This is a genomic window from Bosea sp. F3-2, assembly GCF_008253865.1.
In the GTDB taxonomy this organism is placed as follows: Bacteria; Pseudomonadota; Alphaproteobacteria; order Rhizobiales; family Beijerinckiaceae; genus Allobosea.
This window is the reverse complement of record NZ_CP042331.1, coordinates 3,832,557-3,848,333: the sequence shown is the minus strand read 5'-3', so window position 1 is coordinate 3,848,333 and position 15,777 is coordinate 3,832,557. Positions and strand designations below refer to the sequence as shown.

Sequence of the window (15,777 nt, the reverse complement as noted above, 5' to 3'; positions counted from 1 at the left end):
ACGGCGCGGTGCTCAGGCCGCGCTGCGCCGCCCAGTTTGAGGCTGTGGCTCCGTCCGGAAGGCGGCGACGAGGCGGTTGAGCTGGTCGATCTGATCGAGCAGCGTGCGCGCGGAGGCGGCGCTCTGTTCGGCGAGCGCCGCGTTCTGCTGCGTGATCTCGTCCATATGGCTGACGGTCTGGCTCATCTCGTCGATGCCGTTGGCCTGCTCGCCGGCCGCGCAGGCGATTTCCTCGACCGTGCTCGACACCTTGGCGGAGGCGGCGACGATCCGGTCGAGCGTCTCGCCGGCCTGCCGCACCAGCTTGACTCCTTCGGCGACTTCCACGTCGGAGGAGGCGATCAGACCGGTGATGTCCTTGGCGGCATCGGCCGAGCGCTGGGCCAGCGCCCGCACCTCGGCAGCGACCACGGCGAAGCCGCGGCCGGCCTCGCCGGCGCGTGCGGCCTCGACGGCGGCATTGAGCGCGAGCAGGTTGGTCTGGAAGGCGATGCCGTCGATCACGTCGGTGATCTCGGAGATCCGCTTCGAGGCGCCCTCGATCCGGGCCATCGCGTCGACAGCATCCCTGACGATGTCGCCGCCGGTCCGGGCGACGTTGGCGGCCTCGTCGGCGAGCGCGACGGATTCGCGCGAGGCCTGCGAGGAAGTCTTGACTGAAGCCGCCAGCTGCTCGGTCGTCGCCGCGCTCTCTTCCAGTGCGGATGCCTGCTGCTCGGTGCGCATCGACAGGTCCTGGGCGCCGCTGTTGATTTCCTGCGAGGAGGCGGCGATCGCGACCGAGGTCGCCTTGATCGTCGAGGCCATCTCCTGGAGCCGCTCCATCGCCGCGTTGAAGTGCTCGCGGATCTGGCCGTACTCGGCCGGGATCTCCGTGCTCATGCGATGGGTCAGATCGCCCTCGGCCAGTGCGGCCATGCTCTTGCTGACACAGGCGATCGCCTGGTCGCGCTCGGCCGCCTTGGCCTGCTCGGCGGCGTGCGCCTCGGCCTCGGCCTTGAGGCGAGCCGCTTCCGAAGCCTCGTGATAAACGGTGATGGCATAGTCCATGTCGAGCAGTGCCGCCTTGACGACAGCCCCGATCTCGGCGGCGCGTTCGTCGGCGCCGGGCATCCGCCGGCCGAGCGCGTTCTTCGGCCAGCGCGCTTCCAGGAGGCTGGCGATCATCTTCTCGAGGATCAGCGCGTAGCCGCCGATGTACCAGCGTGGCTCGAGCCCGATCCGGGCATGGACCTTGCCGACGCGGGTGACGGCGTTGACGTAGTTCTCGTCGAAACGTCCGCTGGCGATCCCGCCCCAATGCTGGACCTGCCGCTGCTTGGCAGCCTCGATATGCTCTTCGCTGCTGAAGAAGCTCCGGGTTTCCGGAAAGGCCCGCACCTGATCGTAGAAGGCATCGAGCGCACCCGGAATCGCCGTGGCCAAAGTCTCGCGAACATTGCGGATATGGCCTTGTGCTGTGCTGTCGAGGCCGATGAATGCCAGGCGCCTGGCGAGATGATCCGGTGCGGACATGAAACGGGAATCCCAGCTGGAGCTCGCGATGGTCCGAGCCCACCCCTCTCTCGCCGCCGGCTGGTTAACGGCTGGTGAGGAGGCGGGCTGATCTGGATCAACCCGCTGCGGCCGAGTGCCTCAGGCTCCGCGCTTCAGCGTCTCGTATTTGTCGAGGAATGCCTCCACCGGCAGATGACGGAAATCGTCGAGCGCGCCGCGCAGCTCAGCATGGTCCCAGTTCCACCAGGCCAGGGCCTGCAGCCGTTCGGCGACATCCTCGGAAAAGCGCCGCCGGACCGGCCGGGCCGGATTGCCGGCGACGATGGTGTAGGGAGCTACGTCCTTGGTGACGACGGCGCCGCCCGCGATCACCGCGCCGGTGCCGATATTGCGGCCGGCCAGCACGATTGCGCCATGGCCGATCCAGACGTCGGGGCCGATCGTCACCGCATGCGCGCGGCGCCAGTCGAAGAAGGCGGCATCGTCCTCGGCATCGTCGAAATAGGCGGCGGCGCGATAGGTGAAATGCGACTGGCTCGCCCGGTGCATCGGATGGTTGCCCGGATTGATCCGCGTCATCGCCGCGATCGAGCAGAATTTTCCGATCGTCGTGTAAATGACATTCGCGTCGTTCACGACATAGGAGTAGTCACCTAGCGTCGACTCGACGAAGACGGTGCGCGCGCCGATCTCGGTGTAGCGCCCGAGCGTCGCCTGCCTCACCTGCGCGGTCGGGTCGATCACCGCTTCGAGTCCCAGCTTCTTCGCAGCCATGTCCTTGCAATCTCCTGATCTTCCGGCACTCGTTTCAGCAGCGGGCGCGCTCGTCCTCGTGGTCGGGCCTTCCGGGGCGGGGAAGGACACGTTGATGGATGCGGGCCGGGCCGGGCTTGCCAGCGATCCGCGCTTCCGCTTCGCGCGCCGGCTGATCACCCGCCAGGCCTTGGCCGGTGCCGAGGATCACGATTCCTGCGACGAGGCCGCCTTCCGGCAGGCCGAGGCCAGGGGCGAGCTTGCCCTGAGCTGGCGGGCGCATGGGCTGAGCTACGGCATCCCGGCGGCCGAGCTCTCGGGCGTTGCCAAGGGCGACGTCGTGATCGTCAACATTTCCCGCGCGGTCATCGCGGCGGCCGAGCGGCTGGCGGAGCGCGTCGTGGTGCTCAACATCACCGCCCCGGTGCCGGTCTTGGCGCAGCGGCTCGCGGCGCGCGGGCGGGAGAGCGAGGCGGATATCGCGGCGCGCCTCAAGCGCGAGGCGCCGCTGACGGCGGAACGCGCCGAGATCGTTACGATCATGAATGATCGCAGCGTGGCGGAGGCCGCCGAAGAGCTGCTTGCCGTGCTGAGGGGGCTCGGGCGGCAGCCGGTTTAGCGGGCGATCGAAGCCGTCATTGCGAGCGTAGCGAAGCAATCCAGGGGGACGGGGTGAGACGTTCAGCCCAGTCCCCCTGGATTGCTTCGTCGCTGCCGCTCCTCGCAATGACGGCGGAGCGGCATGGCGGGACGACATGGTCGAACGGATGCCTCAGCCGAGCGAATAGGAATCGATCAGGCGGAAGCGGCCGGCGCGGCCGTCCTGCTTGAACAGGGCGAAACGGTCGAGCTTGACCGGTCCGGCCGGAAGGGCCTCCGCATAGGCGGTTTCCAGCGCCTGCTTCACCGGTGCCGCGTGCTCGCCCGGCAGGGAACCGGTCAGCGTCATGTGGAAGCGGAAGGCGTCACCGACATAAGGATAGCCATAGGCTTCGAGATAGGCGTGCTGCGCGGGAGTGAGCGGGCTCTTGAGGCGCCGCGCCCGATCCGCTTCCTCGAGCGGCGCGCGGAAAGGCTCGAAGGCCTGCACCAGCGTGAAGGCGAAGCGCTGCAGGTCGTCGCTCGGCTCGGATGGCGTCAGCGCCACGAAGGAGCCGAGCGCCGTCACGCTCAGGCCAGTCAGCGTCACGCCCTCCCGGCCGGCTGCGTAGTTGCGGGCGAAGGAGCGCAGCTGCTCTTCGCTGCGGCCAACGGCGAGTTCGAAGGGCGCCTTCAGCGTGGCGTGGAAGCCGTAGCGGCGCGGCTCCTCGGTGAAGGCCGGCCACCGCGCCGGATCGCAGCCGGGCGGAACGGCGAAGGTCAGATCCTCGCCGGTGAGCGCATCATAGCCGAGCGTCGTGCTGCCGAAACGCCAGAGGGGGCTTTCGGCAGCGGGAGTGTAATAGACGGCGTAGCGCGGCTTGCTCAAAATGCGCGCTCGCCTTTCGACCAGACAGCGCCGATGACCGGCGTGGCGCCGAGCACCTTGAAGCGCAGAAGGTCGGCACGCAGGCCGGATTTGAGATGGCCGCGATCCTTGAGGCCGAGGATGTCGGCGACTTTCCAGGTCACCATGCCCATCGCCTCCGGCAGAGCGACGCCGTGGCTGGCGTTGAGCTTGACGACAGCCTGCAGCAGGCTCGCCGGCACATAGTCCGAGGAGAGCCCGTCGAGCAGGCCCTTCTCGGCCAGCTCGGAGACCGAGACGCCGCCGGAATGCGAGCCGCCGCGCACGACGTTGGGCGCGCCCGCGACGGTTGCGAGGCCATGCTTCTTGGCGGCTTCGGCCGCCTCGATCGTGGTCGGGAATTCGGAGATCACCGCGCCTGAGGCGATGCCGTCGGCGACATGCTCGGGCGTGGTGTCGTCATGGGTCGCGAGCGGAATGCCGCGCGAACGGAAGACGTCGACGACCGCCGACCAGTTCTTCGCGACGTTGGTGGCGCCTTCCTGCTGGCGCATCACCACGTCCTCTTCGAACTCGGCCTCGGTCTTGCCGTTGCCCATCGCATAGGTGCGCAGATGCTCGATGTTGCGCCACTGGCGCTGGCCCGGCGTGTGGTCCATCAGCGAGACCAGCTGGACGAGCTCGTCGTTCTGATAGGGCTCGATGTCCTTGATCAGGTCGGGGCTCGTCAATTCGCAGCGCATGTGGATGCGGTGGTCGATGCGGAAGACGTTCTCGCGCTTGCCCTCGGCCAGCGCCTTCATCACGTCGGCGAAGATGTCCTTGCGGTAGTCCTTGGCCGAGAAGGGCGTGCCGGCGCAGACGGCGTCGTAGACGGTGGTGACACCGGCCGCAGCCATCTGCGCGTCATGGACGAGCGCCGCCGCCAGCCCGTTCGGCCAGAAAACCTTCGGGCGCGGCATGAAATGCTTTTCCATATTGTCGGTGTGCATCTCGACGAGGCCGGGCGCGACATAGTCGCCGCCCACGTCGATCGCGTTAGGTAGGGATGACCCGCCCTGATCGACAGATACGATGCCGGTCTCGTCGAAGGCGATGGTGCCGGTGACGACCTCGTTCTCGAGGATCAGCCTGGCGTTGGTGAGTACGGTCTGCATCATGCGGCCTTCCGGAAAGCGGTAATGTCGAGATAGCGCGTCGCGACCCGTTCGCGAACCGCCTCGTCGTGGAAGATGCCGACGATGGCGGAACCGGCGGTACGCGCCTCCGAGATGAGTTCGACGACGACGTCGCGATTGGCGGCGTCGAGCGAGGCGGTCGGCTCGTCGATCAGCATGATAGGCGAGGGATCGACGAAGGAGCGGGCGATGTTGACGCGCTGCTGCTCGCCACCGGAGAAGGTGGCGGGCGCGAGGTTCCACAGCCGCTCAGGCAGGTTGAGGCGGGCGAGCATGGCCTTGGCGCGCTCGCTTGCCTCATCGGCCGAAGCCCCGCGGGCAAGCAGCGGATCGCGCACGATATCGAGCGCCGAGACGCGCGGGATGACGCGCAGGAACTGCGAGACGAAGCCGAGGGTGCGGCGGCGGATGTCGAGCACGGTGCGCGGCACGGCCGCGACGATGTCGACGGGGCGGCCGGCATGGGTGATGCGGATCGAGCCCTGGCTCGGCTTGTAGTTGCCGTAGAGGATGCGCAGCAGGCTCGATTTGCCGGCGCCCGACGCGCCGGCGAGCACCAGCGCCTCGCCGGCCTCGACATGGAAATTGACGTTGTCGAAGACGGGCAGACGCGCTCCGCCCTGGTTGTGCAGGGTGAAGGTCTTGGCGACGTTCTCGACCTGAATCATCGTGGTCATGGTGTCAGTGCCTTGCCGATTCGCGGTGACGAGGGTGTGACGAGATATTTCCTTCTCCCCTTGCGGGAGAAGGTGGCGCGCAGCGCCGGATGAGGGGTCGCGCTGCGCTTTCCGTCATTGCGAGGAGCGGAGCGACGAAGCAATCCAGGGGCCGTCGCGCTCCACGTCCCCCTGGATTGCTTCGCTGACGCTCACAATGACGATGTAGGGTCGCGCGACCCTCATCCGTCAGCGCTTCGCGCTGCCACCTTCTCCCGCAAGGGGAGAAGGGAAGCGCCTGCGCCCGATCATGCCGTCCCTCACACACTCAGCACCGCCGAGGTCAGGAGTTGCGTGTAAGCATGGTGCGGATCGTCGAGGACCTGGTCGGTCAGGCCCTGCTCGACGACGTGGCCGTCCTTCATCACCATCAGCCGGTCGGTCAGGAGCCGGGCGACGGCGAGGTCGTGGGTGACGATGATCGCGGCCAGCCCGAGATCGCGCACCAGCACGCGCAGCAGGTCGAGCAGGCGCGCCTGCACCGAGACGTCGAGGCCGCCGGTCGGCTCGTCCATGAAGACGAGGCGCGGCTCGGAGACCAGCACGCGGGCGATCTGCAGGCGCTGCTGCATGCCGCCGGAGAACTGCCGCGGCCGGTCGTCGATGCGGGCGCCGGCGATCTCGACTCGGCTCAGCCAGTCCAGCGCGCGCTCGCGGATCTGGCCGTAATGCCGGTCGCCGCGATCCATCAGACGTTCGCCGACATTGCCGCCGGCGGTCACGTCCATGCGCAAACCGTCGCGCGGGTTCTGGTGGACGATGCCCCAGGCCGTGCGCATCAGGCGGCGGCGCTCCTGCTCGGAGACCGAGTAGATGTCGAGCGGCTCAGTCCCGCCCCTGAACAGCACCTCGCCCTCATCGGGCTTGTCGATGCCGGCGAGGCAGCGCAGCAGGGTCGACTTGCCGGAGCCGGATTCGCCGACGATGCCGAGCACCTCGCCTGGCCAGAGATCGAAGGAGACATCGGCGCAGCCGATGCGCTCGCCATAGAAGCGGCTGACGCCGGCGACGGAGAGCAGAGGAGCCGGCTCGAGGTCGAGTTCGGCCGGTGCGACGTGAAGGGTCATGGGCGCATCTCCGGCTTGGAGGGCTCTGTCGTCATGCTCGCCCTTGTGGCGAGCATCCACGTCTTGAACACGACGCTCGGCCGGCGAAGACGTGGATGGTCGGGACAAGCCCGACCATGACGGGAGGCGTTAGCGGCGAGGCGATGCGTCATGGCGTCGTCTCCTCGACCAGGCCGCTCGCGGCAGCGTCACCCAGCATGGTGCCGCGATGCCCTTCGGCCCGGCGCGTCTCGCAATAATGGCTGTCGGAGCAGACGAACATGCGTCCGCCCCGGTCGTCGATCACCACCTCGTCGAGATAGCTGTCGGCCGCGCCGCAGAGCCCGCAGGGCTGCGACCAGCTCTGGATGCGGAAGGGATGATCCTCGAAATCGAGGCTGCGCACGCTGGTGTAGGGTGGCAACGCGTAGATGCGCTTCTCGCGGCCGGCGCCGAACAACTGGAGCGCGGGCGACATGTGCATCTTCGGGTTGTCGAATTTCGGGATGGGCGAGGGCGCCATCACGTAGCGATGGTTGACCATGACCGGGTAGTCATAGGTCTTGGTGATCTCGCCATAGCGGGCGATGTCCTCGTAGAGCTTGACCTGCATCAGCCCATATTCGGCCCAGGCGTGCATCTTGCGGGTCTCGGCCTCGCGCGGCTCCAGACGGCGCAGCGGCTCCGGCATCGGCACCTGATAGACCATGACCTGCCCGGCCTTGAGCGGGGCTTCCGGGATGCGGTGGCGGGTCTGGATGATCGTCGCCTCTTCCGTCGCCTCGCTCGTGCGGGCGTCGGCCGTGCGTTCGAAGAACTTGCGGATCGAGACGGCGTTGGTGGTGTCGTCGGCGCCCTGGTCGATCACCTTCAGCGTGTCGGCGGGGCCGATGATCGCGGCGGTGATCTGGATGCCGCCCGTGCCCCAGCCGCGCGCCAGCGGCATTTCGCGGGAGCCGAACGGCACCTGGTAGCCGGGCACCGCGACGGACTTGAGCAAAGCGCGACGGATCATCCGCTTGGTCTGTTCGTCGAGATAGGCGTAGTTGTAAGCCGGCTTCGTATCGCCGCTGCGATCTCGCGAGCCCTCATCCTGAGGAGCGGACGCAGTCCGCGTCTCGAAGGATGTTTCGGAGGGCGCTGGAGCATCCTTCGAGACGGCCCTGCGGGCCTCCTCAGGATGAGAGCTGAGGGTGGCAATGGTCATTCCGCAGCCTCCGGCATGGTGTCCTGCTCACGAGCCAGCCGCTCCTCGCGCTCCCGGCGGATGCGGCGGATCAGTTCGAGCTCGCCCTGGAAATCGACATAATGCGGCAGCTTGAGATGCTCGACGAAGCCGGCCGCCTCGACATTATCAGCGTGGTAGAGGACGAACTCGTCCTGCTGGGCGGGGTAGTCGGTCGCCTCGCCGAAATCGCGCGCCTTCAGCGCCCGGTCGACCAGCGACATCGACATCGCCTTGCGCTCGCTATGGCCGAAGACGAGGCCGTAGCCGCGGGTGAACTGCGGCGGGACCTCCTTCGAGCCCTGGAACTGGTTGACCATCTGGCATTCGGTCAGGGTGATGTCGCCGAGATCGACCGCGAAGCCGAGCTCCTCCGGCACGAACTCCACCGCGACCTCGCCGACGCGGACCTCGCCGACGAAGGGATGCGTGCCGCCGAAGCCGCGCTGCACGGAATAGCCAAGGCCGAGCAGGAAGCCCTCGTCGCCGCGCGCCATCGACTGCAGGCGCACGTCGCGCTCGGCCGGGAATGAGACCGGATCACGCGTCAGGTCGAAGGGGGGTGGATCGCCCTCCGGCGGCTCTTCCGCTTCCATCAGGCCTTCGGCACCGAGGATGTCGGGCACGCGCGGCATGGTGGCGTCGAGCGGCGCTCTTTCCTTCTCCCCCTGCGGGAGAAGGTGCCCCGAAGGGGCGGATGAGGGGTCGCGCAGGTCTGAATCGTTGGCGGATGTCTCTTGCTTGCTGGCAGCGTCGCGCGACCCCTCACCCCAACCCTCTCCCGCAAGGGGAGAGGGGGTAGGTTGTGGTTCCATCAACCCAAAATCGAACAGCCGGTGCGTATAATCATAGGTGGGCCCGAGCACCTGCCCGCCGGGCAGATCCTTGTATGTGGCCGAGACGCGGCGGCGTATCGCCATCGCGGCGGTGTCGAGCGGCACAGAGGAGCCGAAGCGCGGCAGCGTCGTGCGATAGGCGCGCATCAGGAAGGCGGCCTCGATCACGTCGCCCTGCGACTGCTTCAGCGCCAGCGCGGCGAGGTCCTGGTCGTAGAGCGAGCCCTCATTCATCACCCGGGCGCAGGCCAGCGCTTGCTGCTCGCGGATCTGGGCCACGCTGATTTCCGGCACGGCCGGGTCGCCACGGCGCGCTTCGGCGACGAGATCATGCGTGGCGAGGATGGCAACCTCGCCGCCTTTGACTGCGACATACATTAGTAAGACTCCCGGTGGGGCATCAGCGAGCGTCCCCGATCTGGGTCGAGCGCGGCAGGCCGATCAGGCCATCACCATGAGTGAGCACGACATCGACGCCGAGCGGGTAGAGCGCGCTATTATCGCGCAACTCCTCGGTGAGGCCGGGGCGCAGGCCCTGCGGCGCGATGCTGCGCGAGCCGAGAATGCCGGGGCCGGAGAGGGTGAAGCCTGCGCCGTCATCCAGAGCAGCACACTGCACGATCACGGTGGTGGAGCGATCCGGGAACTGGTCGCTGCCGAGGTTGAAGGCGGAGAGCTTGGGCTCGCCGGCCGCACCGTCGAGCACGGCGAAGGCGGCCTTGGCCGGCTCGTCGACCAGCGCCACGCCGCAGTGGAAGCGCAGCCACGCAGCGGCGGCGCCATCGCGCAGCGTCTGCGGCAGCCAGACCGGCGTCTCGTAATCGGCCAGCGCCAGCAGCGCGGTTGCCGTCGCAGTGGTGAGGCCTGCCGGCGGCGTGATGTCGGCGGCGACGCGCTGCAGCGTGCCGGGCTCGGAGAGGGCGGCGAGCAGAGCGCGGAAGGCGGCCTGCGACTGGAAGACCGGATCGGAGAAACCGGGGGCGATCATATCCTGCGCAGCCATCACTCGCCCCTCACCATCGTGAAGAAGTCGACCTTGGTCGCGGCCGCCTTGCGCGAGGCGAGATCACGGGCTGCGGCCTGCTGTGCGGCCAGAGCGGCGACGCCTTCATGCAGGCCGCCTTCGGCCTCGTCCTGAAGCCGGGCGTCGAGGAGGGCAGCGAGCCGCGCCTTCCGGCCGTCGCGGCCGAGCGCATAGGAGAAGCCCATCCGCCCGGTCGAAAGGCGCACGACGCAGCGCGTCACGGTGGCCTCGCCCAGGTTGAAGCGACGGCCGGCGCCGCCGGCGCGGCCTTCGACCATCACCGTTCCGGTCTCGGGCGCCTTCAGCACTTCATGGTGGGGTGGATCGCCGAGAAGGGTTTCGATCTCGGCGCGGGAGGCGCGCGCCAGCGTCGCCATCCAGCTTTGTCTCGGGGTCTTCTGGCTCATCGGCGAAGGCTCGCTGGTCAGTTCTGAATGTCTAGACTATGCTAGGGGAGTTGATGACAAAGGTCTATACTTTTCGGATGAAATTTTGATGACGGATGCAGCAGTCGCGGAACGGGATGGCGGCACGGCCTGGCGGCGCATCGCCGATGCGCTGGCCGAGGCGATCGCGCGCGGCGAGTATCATCCCGGCGACACGCTGCCGGCCTCGGTCGCGTTGGCGGAGCGCTATGGTGTGCATCGCCATACGGTGCGGCAGGCCTTTCGCCATCTCGCCGAGCAGGGGCTGGTCAGGGTCTCGCGCGGCCGCGGCACGCAGGTCACGGCGCCGCGCGTGCCCTACCCGATCGGTCGGCGCGTCAGCATGCGCGCCAATTTCGGCAAGCTCGGCATCGCCGCTTCCAGCCGGGTGCTTTCGGCCATCGCGGTGGAAAGCGACGTTGAAGCCTGCGCGGCGCTCGGTCTGAAGACGGGGACGCGGCTCTGGCGCGTCGAGGGCTTGAGCCTCGCCGACGGCGTGCCGATGGGCACCGGCACGCATTGGCTCTCGGTCGAGCGCTTTCCGGATTTCGACCGGGTCTTCCATGAGGCGGGCGCCTCGATCACCGCAGCCTTCAAAGCTTATGGCATCGAGGACTATGTCCGCCTGTCGACGCGGCTCACGGCGCGCCTCGCGGACGAGCGGGAGGCCGGGCTGCTGGAGATCGCGCCGGAGGCCGCGGTGATGGTCTCGACAGCCGTCGACGCGCTGCCGGACCTGACGCCGATTCACCTCGTCAGCAGCGTCTTCGCCGGCGAGCGTGTCGAGATGGTGGTCGAGCCGTTCCGGGAACTTCCTTCTCCCCTTGCGGGAGAAGGTGGCGCGTAGCGCCGGATGAGGGGTCGCGCGACGACTGCCGAGTGACGCCTGTGAAAAGCTGAAGCTGGTGAGGGCAGTGCGACCCCTCATCCGTCAGCGCTTCGCGCTGCCACCTTCTCCCGCAAGGGGAGAAGGGAAGCCTTCACCCCGCCCGCTTGCCGATGATGGCGAAGCGGAGCTTGCCGGAGAGGAAGTCGATCGCCGAGACCGCGGCGAGGATCAGCAGGATCAGGAAGGAGACCTGCTGCCATTCGAGCGTGCGGATGGTCTCGGCGAGATAGAGGCCGATGCCGCCGGCGCCGACGATGCCGATGATCGTCGAGGAGCGGGTGTTCGACTCGATATAATAGAGCACCTGGCTCGCGATCACCGGCAGCACCTGCGGCAGCAGGCCGAAGCGGATCTCATGCGCCTTGCCGCCGCCGACGGAGGCGACGCCCTCGACCGCCTTGCGGTCGGCCGCCTCGATCGCTTCCGAGTAGAGCTTGCCGAAGGCGCCGAGATCGCTGGTCATGATCGCGAGCATGCCGGCAAAGGGGCCGAGACCGACGACATTGACCCAGATCAGCGCCCAGATCAGCGCGTCGACGCCGCGCACGGTGTCGAGCGAGCGGCGTGCGAGGAAGTGCGCGACGCGGTTGGCGACGACGTTGCGGGCGGCGAGGAAACCGAAGGGAAGGGCGAGCGTCGCCGCCAGGACGGTGCCGAGGAAGGCGATGGCGATCGTCTCGAACAGCGCCTGCACGAAGATCAGGGCGCGGGCCCAGGAGCCGGGGTTGGGCGGCAGCATCAGCACGACAAAGGAGCCGAGATTGCCGAGGCCGGAGAGGATCTTCCAGATCGAGGTTTCGAGCGTCGACAGCCCGTAGACGAAGAGACCGAGCAGGACGGCGATGGTGCCGATGGTGGCGAGCTTCGTCTTGAGCGAGCCGCGGATCGCCGCCTGGTGGCGGCTGACGATGTCGGCGCGCTCGGCCGTGGTGAGGGCGAGGCTCATCGGCCGTGCTCCAGGCTGAGGAGGGCGTGGCGCAGCCGCTCGGTGCCGTAGTCGATCAGCATCACCGTGACGATGATCAGCAGCAGGATGGCGCTGATATCGGTGAAGTAGAATTTGCGGATCGCCTCGATCAGATCCTGGCCGATGCCGCCGGCGCCGACGAAGCCCATGATCGAGGCGCCGCGGACATTGATCTCGAAGCGCAGCAGCGCATAGCTCGCGAAATTGGAGAGCACCTGCGGCAACACGGCGAAGCGCACGATCTGCCACCAGCTGCCGCCGGAAGCGGTGATGCCGTCGACCGGCTTCAGGTCGATATTCTCGACCACCTCGGAGAAGAGCTTGCCGAGCGCACCCATGGTGTGGATGGCGATGGCGAGCACGCCGGGCAGCGGGCCGAGGCCGAAGGCGATGACGAAGATCAGTGCAAACACGATCTCCGGAACGGTGCGGCAGAATTCGAGGAAGCGGCGCACCGCGAAGCGCAGCCAGGGTGCGCGGCCGAGATTGGCGGCGGCGGCGAAGCAGAACAGGAAGGCGCCGATGGCGCCGAGCACCGTGCCGACATAGGCGATCAGGATGGTCTGCCAGAGCAGCTTCAGCCAACCCTTCCAGCCCCAGTACCATTCCGCGAAGTCGGAGCCGAGGCTGCCGAGCCGCAGTGTCGGCAGCGTCTCGTAGATGTATTTCGGGAAGCGGTGGATGTTCTCGGCGAACTTGGCGAGATCGACTTCCGAGCCCCTCGCTGCGAGCAGGACGCAGACGATGAAGACGGCGATGCCGATGAGGGCCTGGCGACGCTTGGCCGTGGCCGCCTGCCGATAAGCCTCGGCATGGGCCCGGATGGCCGGGTCGTTGCGGTCGATCGCGAGGGTCATGAGCGTCCGTTACCGGGGATCGCGCCAGGTTGCGCCGCAGCCCGTCATGCTCGCCCTTGTGGCGAGCATCCACGTCTTGAACGCGGAACTTGGTCAGCGAAGACGTGGATGGTCGGGACAAGCCCGACCATGACGGCAAGAGCGAGCGTGCTGCTTACGACGACTTCTTCTTGCGCAACTCGTCGACGAACTTGTTCAGCTCGACGATCGGGTCGTAGGACTTGTTGTCGACCGCGACGAGCGGGCCCTGCTTGCCTTCATAGATCTTGTCGAAGGCGGCCTTGTCCTTGGCGGCGAGGTTCAGCACCGCGTCGCGGATCTTGGCCTTGAGCTCTTCCGGCATGTCGGAGAGATAGGCCATCGGCGAGTTCACGATCTGCTCGGACTTGTAGATGATGCGGAAGTCGTCGGCCTTGACCATGTTCTTGCGGGCCATGCGCTGCAGATTCGACTCCTGCTCGTCGTTCCACCAGTTGGCGGCGATGTCGACGGTGCCCTGCTGCAGCGCGATGACCGCGTTCTCGTGGCTGCCGGTGTAGACGACCTTCGAGAAGAAGGTTTCCGGCTCGATCTTCATCTGGTTGAGGACGAAGCGCGGCACGTTGTTGCCCGAGGTCGAGTTCGGGTCGACGAGGCCGAGATTCTTGCCCTTGAGGTCCTCGACCTTCTGATAGGGCGAGTCCTTCTTCACGTAGAAGACCGAGTGATAGCCCTTGGTGCCGTCGAGGTTGGTCTCGATCGCGAAGGCGTCGACCTTGGCGCCGGTCATGCGGGCGCGGGCGAAGGACGCCGGGCCGTACATGCCGATGTGGATGTTACCGGCGCGCTGGCCCTCGATGATCGCGGCGTAGTCATTGGCGATGCGCAGCGTCACCTTGGTGCCGAGCTCCTTCGCGAGATAGTTCACGAAGGGGGTGTAGCGCTCGACGACGCCCGAAGCGTTTTCGGCCGGGATGATCGCGAAGACCAGCTCCGGATACTTCGCCTTCCAGTCCTGGGCGAAAGCCGGGGCGGCAGCGGCGGCGAGGCCGGCGGCGGCGAGCTTGAGGGTATGGCGACGGGTCAGCATTGGGCTTGCTCCTGGTTGCTGTCGTAATGGTCTTCCCGCGGCGACGGCCTCCGGCCGCACCGGCGATCCTTCGCGTGTCAGGCGATCTTCTGGCGGGCGCGCTTGGCTTCGGAGGCGGCGATGGCGTCGAGCGCGTCCAGAGCTTCGGCGCCGGCATCCTTGGCCTCGATGCCGTAGAGCTCGGCGGCGACCTCGCGGGTCAGCGCCTGCGGCACGTCGTCGAACACGACCTTACCGGCCGCCATGCCGATCAGCCGGTCGCAATACTTCGCGGCGATGTCGAGGTCGTGCAGGTTGCACATCACGGTGATGCCGTCCTCGCGGTTGATGCGGAACAGCGCGTCCATGACGACCTGTGTATTGCGCGGGTCAAGCGAGGCGATCGGCTCGTCGGCGAGGATGATGCGCGGCTCCTGGACGAGCGCGCGGGCGATGGCGACGCGCTGCTGCTGGCCGCCGGACAGGGTCTCGGCGCGCTGTGCGAGCAGATGTCCCATATCGAGACGCTCGAGTGCCGCGATGGCGCGGATCTTGTCGTCCTCGGAGAAGCTCTTGACCAGGGTCAGGGCGGCGGAACGGTGGTTCAGGCGCCCGAGCAGCACGTTGGTCAGCACGTCGAGGCGGCCGACGAGGTTGAACTGCTGGAAGATCATCGCCGTATCACGGCGCCAGCGCCTGAGCGACGCCCCCTTCAGCGCGGTGATCTCCTGCTCCTCGCAGACGATCCGGCCCGAGGTCGGCTCCGCCAGCCGGTTGAGCATGCGCAGCAGGGTTGATTTGCCGGCTCCGGACCTGCCGATCACGCCAACCATCTCTCCCTTCGGGATCGACAGCGAGACATTGTCGACAGCATTCCTGTCGCCAAAGCGCTTGGTCAGACCTTCGATACGCAGCATGTGATGGGTTCTCGCGCACGATGCGGGCATGAGCGCAGCCCCGTCCGGCGAAAGCCGAGGGGCAGCGCGTCTCCATGCGACGAGAGCTAGCGGCCGCGGATGACAGCGGCGTGACAGCAGGCCGGGGCGAAGCCGGAGCTGTCGGGAAGCCCGGTCAGAGCGCGTTCAGCAGCGCATCGACGCAGGCGCGGACATAGGCTTTCCGCTGGGTGACCGGCATCGGCTTGATCCCGAGAAGCCCGCGCAATTGATGCAGGCCGCGCAGCATGCCGACGAATTGCTCGGCGAGCCGCTCGGCCTCGTCGAGGCCGACCGGACGGGCGACGCCGTCGCCGACACGCGAGCGTTCGATCAGCAGCGTCACGATGGCATCGCTCATTCGCTTGGCGCCTGCCTCGTAGGCGCCACGGCCGAGTTCGGGAAAGCGCGGCGAGGCGCTCACCACCAGCCGGTGCAGATCGAGGGAGGCGGGGCGCAGCATGAGCTTGAGCATGTCTTCGCCCAGGCGCGTCAGGGCGCTGCGCAGATCAGCGGCAGGCGAAGCTTGCTGCAAAGGCGCAGTCAACGTTTCCGTGAGCTGGGCGCAAATCGCCTTGAAGAGCGCTTCCTTATCGGCGAAATGGCTGTAGATCGTCTGTTTCGAAACACCGGCCCGATGAGCGATCTGGTCGAGGCTCGCGCGCTCGAAGCCCTCCGCGAGGAAGGTCTCGGCGGCCGCGCGGGTGATGGCGTCGTGCTTGTCGGGGCGCGCACGTTCGGCCGATGGGGATTTGGCCGGGCTTGTTTCGGTCTGGTTGGAGTCGAGCAGGCGGGGCTTGGCGCCGTTTCGCCGGAGGGGTTTCGGCACGGGTCTTGCCTCGGCGCCTGCCGGTTCGGTGAGAGGGGTTGCCCGGTGTCGACGGAGGGGGGTGTCAGCCATGCTTCCGACCACTGGGCCTCTTATCAAACTGGA

The 15,777-nt window shown here is 67.4% G+C and carries 17 protein-coding genes; 2 read left to right on the top strand and 15 right to left on the bottom strand.

All coding sequences use genetic code 11. The features are described from left to right. Positions 1–12: 12 nt before the first annotated feature. Together FQV39_RS17660 and FQV39_RS17655 are read right to left on the bottom strand one after the other, a co-directional pair. Complete coding sequence (locus FQV39_RS17660; protein ID WP_149131480.1) at positions 13–1,515, bottom strand: globin-coupled sensor protein; 1,503 nt, start codon at positions 1,513–1,515, stop codon at positions 13–15. A gap of 120 nt (positions 1,516–1,635) precedes the next feature. Continuing rightward, positions 1,636–2,271, bottom strand: a complete 636-nt coding sequence (locus FQV39_RS17655) for an LbetaH domain-containing protein (protein WP_149131479.1) — start codon at positions 2,269–2,271, stop codon at positions 1,636–1,638. On the opposite strand from FQV39_RS17655, the gene phnN reads away from it, so the two are divergent. Beyond that, on the top strand, positions 2,270–2,869 hold the full coding sequence (phnN, locus tag FQV39_RS17650) for a phosphonate metabolism protein/1,5-bisphosphokinase (PRPP-forming) PhnN (RefSeq protein ID WP_149131478.1): 600 nt from the start codon (positions 2,270–2,272) through the stop codon (positions 2,867–2,869). The genes FQV39_RS17655 and phnN overlap by 2 nt on opposite strands. Positions 2,870–3,022: 153 nt before the next feature. On the opposite strand, the gene FQV39_RS17645 is transcribed toward phnN, so the two are convergent. The 8 genes from FQV39_RS17645 to phnG form a co-directional block, all read right to left on the bottom strand. Beyond that, positions 3,023–3,718: a DUF1045 domain-containing protein gene (locus FQV39_RS17645; protein ID WP_248313054.1), complete on the bottom strand. Its 696-nt coding sequence runs from the start codon at positions 3,716–3,718 to the stop codon at positions 3,023–3,025. Continuing rightward, positions 3,715–4,857, bottom strand: a complete 1,143-nt coding sequence (locus FQV39_RS17640; protein ID WP_248313053.1) for an alpha-D-ribose 1-methylphosphonate 5-triphosphate diphosphatase — start codon at positions 4,855–4,857, stop codon at positions 3,715–3,717. The genes FQV39_RS17645 and FQV39_RS17640 overlap by 4 nt, the downstream gene beginning before the upstream one ends. Continuing rightward, positions 4,854–5,552, bottom strand: coding sequence for a phosphonate C-P lyase system protein PhnL (gene phnL / locus FQV39_RS17635; protein ID WP_149131476.1), 699 nt, complete (start codon positions 5,550–5,552; stop codon positions 4,854–4,856). Before phnL ends, FQV39_RS17640 begins: the two co-directional genes overlap by 4 nt. Positions 5,553–5,851: 299 nt before the next feature. Beyond that, complete coding sequence (gene phnK / locus FQV39_RS17630) at positions 5,852–6,658, bottom strand: phosphonate C-P lyase system protein PhnK (protein WP_149131475.1); 807 nt, start codon at positions 6,656–6,658, stop codon at positions 5,852–5,854. A gap of 148 nt (positions 6,659–6,806) precedes the next feature. Further along, positions 6,807–7,844, bottom strand: coding sequence for an alpha-D-ribose 1-methylphosphonate 5-phosphate C-P-lyase PhnJ (locus FQV39_RS17625; RefSeq protein ID WP_149131474.1), 1,038 nt, complete (start codon positions 7,842–7,844; stop codon positions 6,807–6,809). Further along, positions 7,841–9,076 (bottom strand): carbon-phosphorus lyase complex subunit, encoded by a 1,236-nt coding sequence (locus FQV39_RS17620; RefSeq protein ID WP_149131473.1) that lies wholly within the window; start codon positions 9,074–9,076, stop codon positions 7,841–7,843. Before FQV39_RS17620 ends, FQV39_RS17625 begins: the two co-directional genes overlap by 4 nt. Before the next feature lie 22 nt (positions 9,077–9,098). Further along, a complete protein-coding gene (phnH, locus tag FQV39_RS17615) occupies positions 9,099–9,701 on the bottom strand; it encodes a phosphonate C-P lyase system protein PhnH (protein ID WP_149131472.1) in 603 nt (200 codons plus the stop codon). Next, positions 9,701–10,129, bottom strand: coding sequence for a phosphonate C-P lyase system protein PhnG (phnG, locus tag FQV39_RS17610; protein ID WP_149131471.1), 429 nt, complete (start codon positions 10,127–10,129; stop codon positions 9,701–9,703). Before phnG ends, phnH begins: the two co-directional genes overlap by 1 nt. A gap of 88 nt (positions 10,130–10,217) precedes the next feature. Between phnG and phnF the strand changes: the two genes are divergently transcribed. Next, positions 10,218–10,994: a phosphonate metabolism transcriptional regulator PhnF gene (gene phnF / locus FQV39_RS17605; RefSeq protein WP_149131470.1), complete on the top strand. Its 777-nt coding sequence runs from the start codon at positions 10,218–10,220 to the stop codon at positions 10,992–10,994. Positions 10,995–11,127: 133 nt separating this feature from the next. Here the strand turns inward: phnF and phnE (FQV39_RS17600) are convergent, their stop codons facing one another. The 5 genes from phnE (FQV39_RS17600) to FQV39_RS17580 form a co-directional block, all read right to left on the bottom strand. Beyond that, positions 11,128–11,982 carry a phosphonate ABC transporter, permease protein PhnE gene (gene phnE / locus FQV39_RS17600; RefSeq protein WP_149131469.1) on the bottom strand — a complete coding sequence of 285 codons (855 nt, stop codon included), beginning with the start codon at positions 11,980–11,982 and terminating at the stop codon, positions 11,128–11,130. Then, positions 11,979–12,860 carry a phosphonate ABC transporter, permease protein PhnE gene (phnE, locus tag FQV39_RS17595; RefSeq protein WP_149131468.1) on the bottom strand — a complete coding sequence of 294 codons (882 nt, stop codon included), beginning with the start codon at positions 12,858–12,860 and terminating at the stop codon, positions 11,979–11,981. The genes phnE (FQV39_RS17600) and phnE (FQV39_RS17595) overlap by 4 nt, the downstream gene beginning before the upstream one ends. A gap of 154 nt (positions 12,861–13,014) precedes the next feature. Further along, complete coding sequence (phnD, locus tag FQV39_RS17590) at positions 13,015–13,929, bottom strand: phosphonate ABC transporter substrate-binding protein (RefSeq protein WP_149131467.1); 915 nt, start codon at positions 13,927–13,929, stop codon at positions 13,015–13,017. Between the two features lie 77 nt (positions 13,930–14,006). Continuing rightward, positions 14,007–14,825 carry a phosphonate ABC transporter ATP-binding protein gene (gene phnC / locus FQV39_RS17585; protein ID WP_149131466.1) on the bottom strand — a complete coding sequence of 273 codons (819 nt, stop codon included), beginning with the start codon at positions 14,823–14,825 and terminating at the stop codon, positions 14,007–14,009. Positions 14,826–14,979: 154 nt separating this feature from the next. Next, positions 14,980–15,672, bottom strand: a complete 693-nt coding sequence (locus FQV39_RS17580; protein ID WP_187639969.1) for a TetR/AcrR family transcriptional regulator — start codon at positions 15,670–15,672, stop codon at positions 14,980–14,982. Positions 15,673–15,777 lie beyond the last annotated feature (105 nt).

What these genes read in the sequence shown, in the direction of transcription:
- phnE (WP_149131469.1), bottom strand. Translation starts at nt 11,982, where the DNA reads ATGAGCCTCGCCCTCACCACGGCCGAGCGCGCCGACATCGTCAGCCGC.
- FQV39_RS17640 (WP_248313053.1), bottom strand. Translation starts at nt 4,857, where the DNA reads ATGATGCAGACCGTACTCACCAACGCCAGGCTGATCCTCGAGAACGAG.
- phnD (WP_149131467.1), bottom strand. Translation starts at nt 13,929, where the DNA reads ATGCTGACCCGTCGCCATACCCTCAAGCTCGCCGCCGCCGGCCTCGCC.
- phnG (WP_149131471.1), bottom strand. Translation starts at nt 10,129, where the DNA reads ATGAGCCAGAAGACCCCGAGACAAAGCTGGATGGCGACGCTGGCGCGC.
- phnH (WP_149131472.1), bottom strand. Translation starts at nt 9,701, where the DNA reads ATGGCTGCGCAGGATATGATCGCCCCCGGTTTCTCCGATCCGGTCTTC.
- phnF (WP_149131470.1), top strand. Translation starts at nt 10,218, where the DNA reads ATGACGGATGCAGCAGTCGCGGAACGGGATGGCGGCACGGCCTGGCGG.
- phnC (WP_149131466.1), bottom strand. Translation starts at nt 14,825, where the DNA reads ATGCTGCGTATCGAAGGTCTGACCAAGCGCTTTGGCGACAGGAATGCT.
- phnL (WP_149131476.1), bottom strand. Translation starts at nt 5,552, where the DNA reads ATGACCACGATGATTCAGGTCGAGAACGTCGCCAAGACCTTCACCCTG.
- FQV39_RS17660 (WP_149131480.1), bottom strand. Translation starts at nt 1,515, where the DNA reads ATGTCCGCACCGGATCATCTCGCCAGGCGCCTGGCATTCATCGGCCTC.
- FQV39_RS17620 (WP_149131473.1), bottom strand. Translation starts at nt 9,076, where the DNA reads ATGTATGTCGCAGTCAAAGGCGGCGAGGTTGCCATCCTCGCCACGCAT.
- phnE (WP_149131468.1), bottom strand. Translation starts at nt 12,860, where the DNA reads ATGACCCTCGCGATCGACCGCAACGACCCGGCCATCCGGGCCCATGCC.
- phnK (WP_149131475.1), bottom strand. Translation starts at nt 6,658, where the DNA reads ATGACCCTTCACGTCGCACCGGCCGAACTCGACCTCGAGCCGGCTCCT.
- FQV39_RS17625 (WP_149131474.1), bottom strand. Translation starts at nt 7,844, where the DNA reads ATGACCATTGCCACCCTCAGCTCTCATCCTGAGGAGGCCCGCAGGGCC.
- FQV39_RS17655 (WP_149131479.1), bottom strand. Translation starts at nt 2,271, where the DNA reads ATGGCTGCGAAGAAGCTGGGACTCGAAGCGGTGATCGACCCGACCGCG.
- phnN (WP_149131478.1), top strand. Translation starts at nt 2,270, where the DNA reads ATGTCCTTGCAATCTCCTGATCTTCCGGCACTCGTTTCAGCAGCGGGC.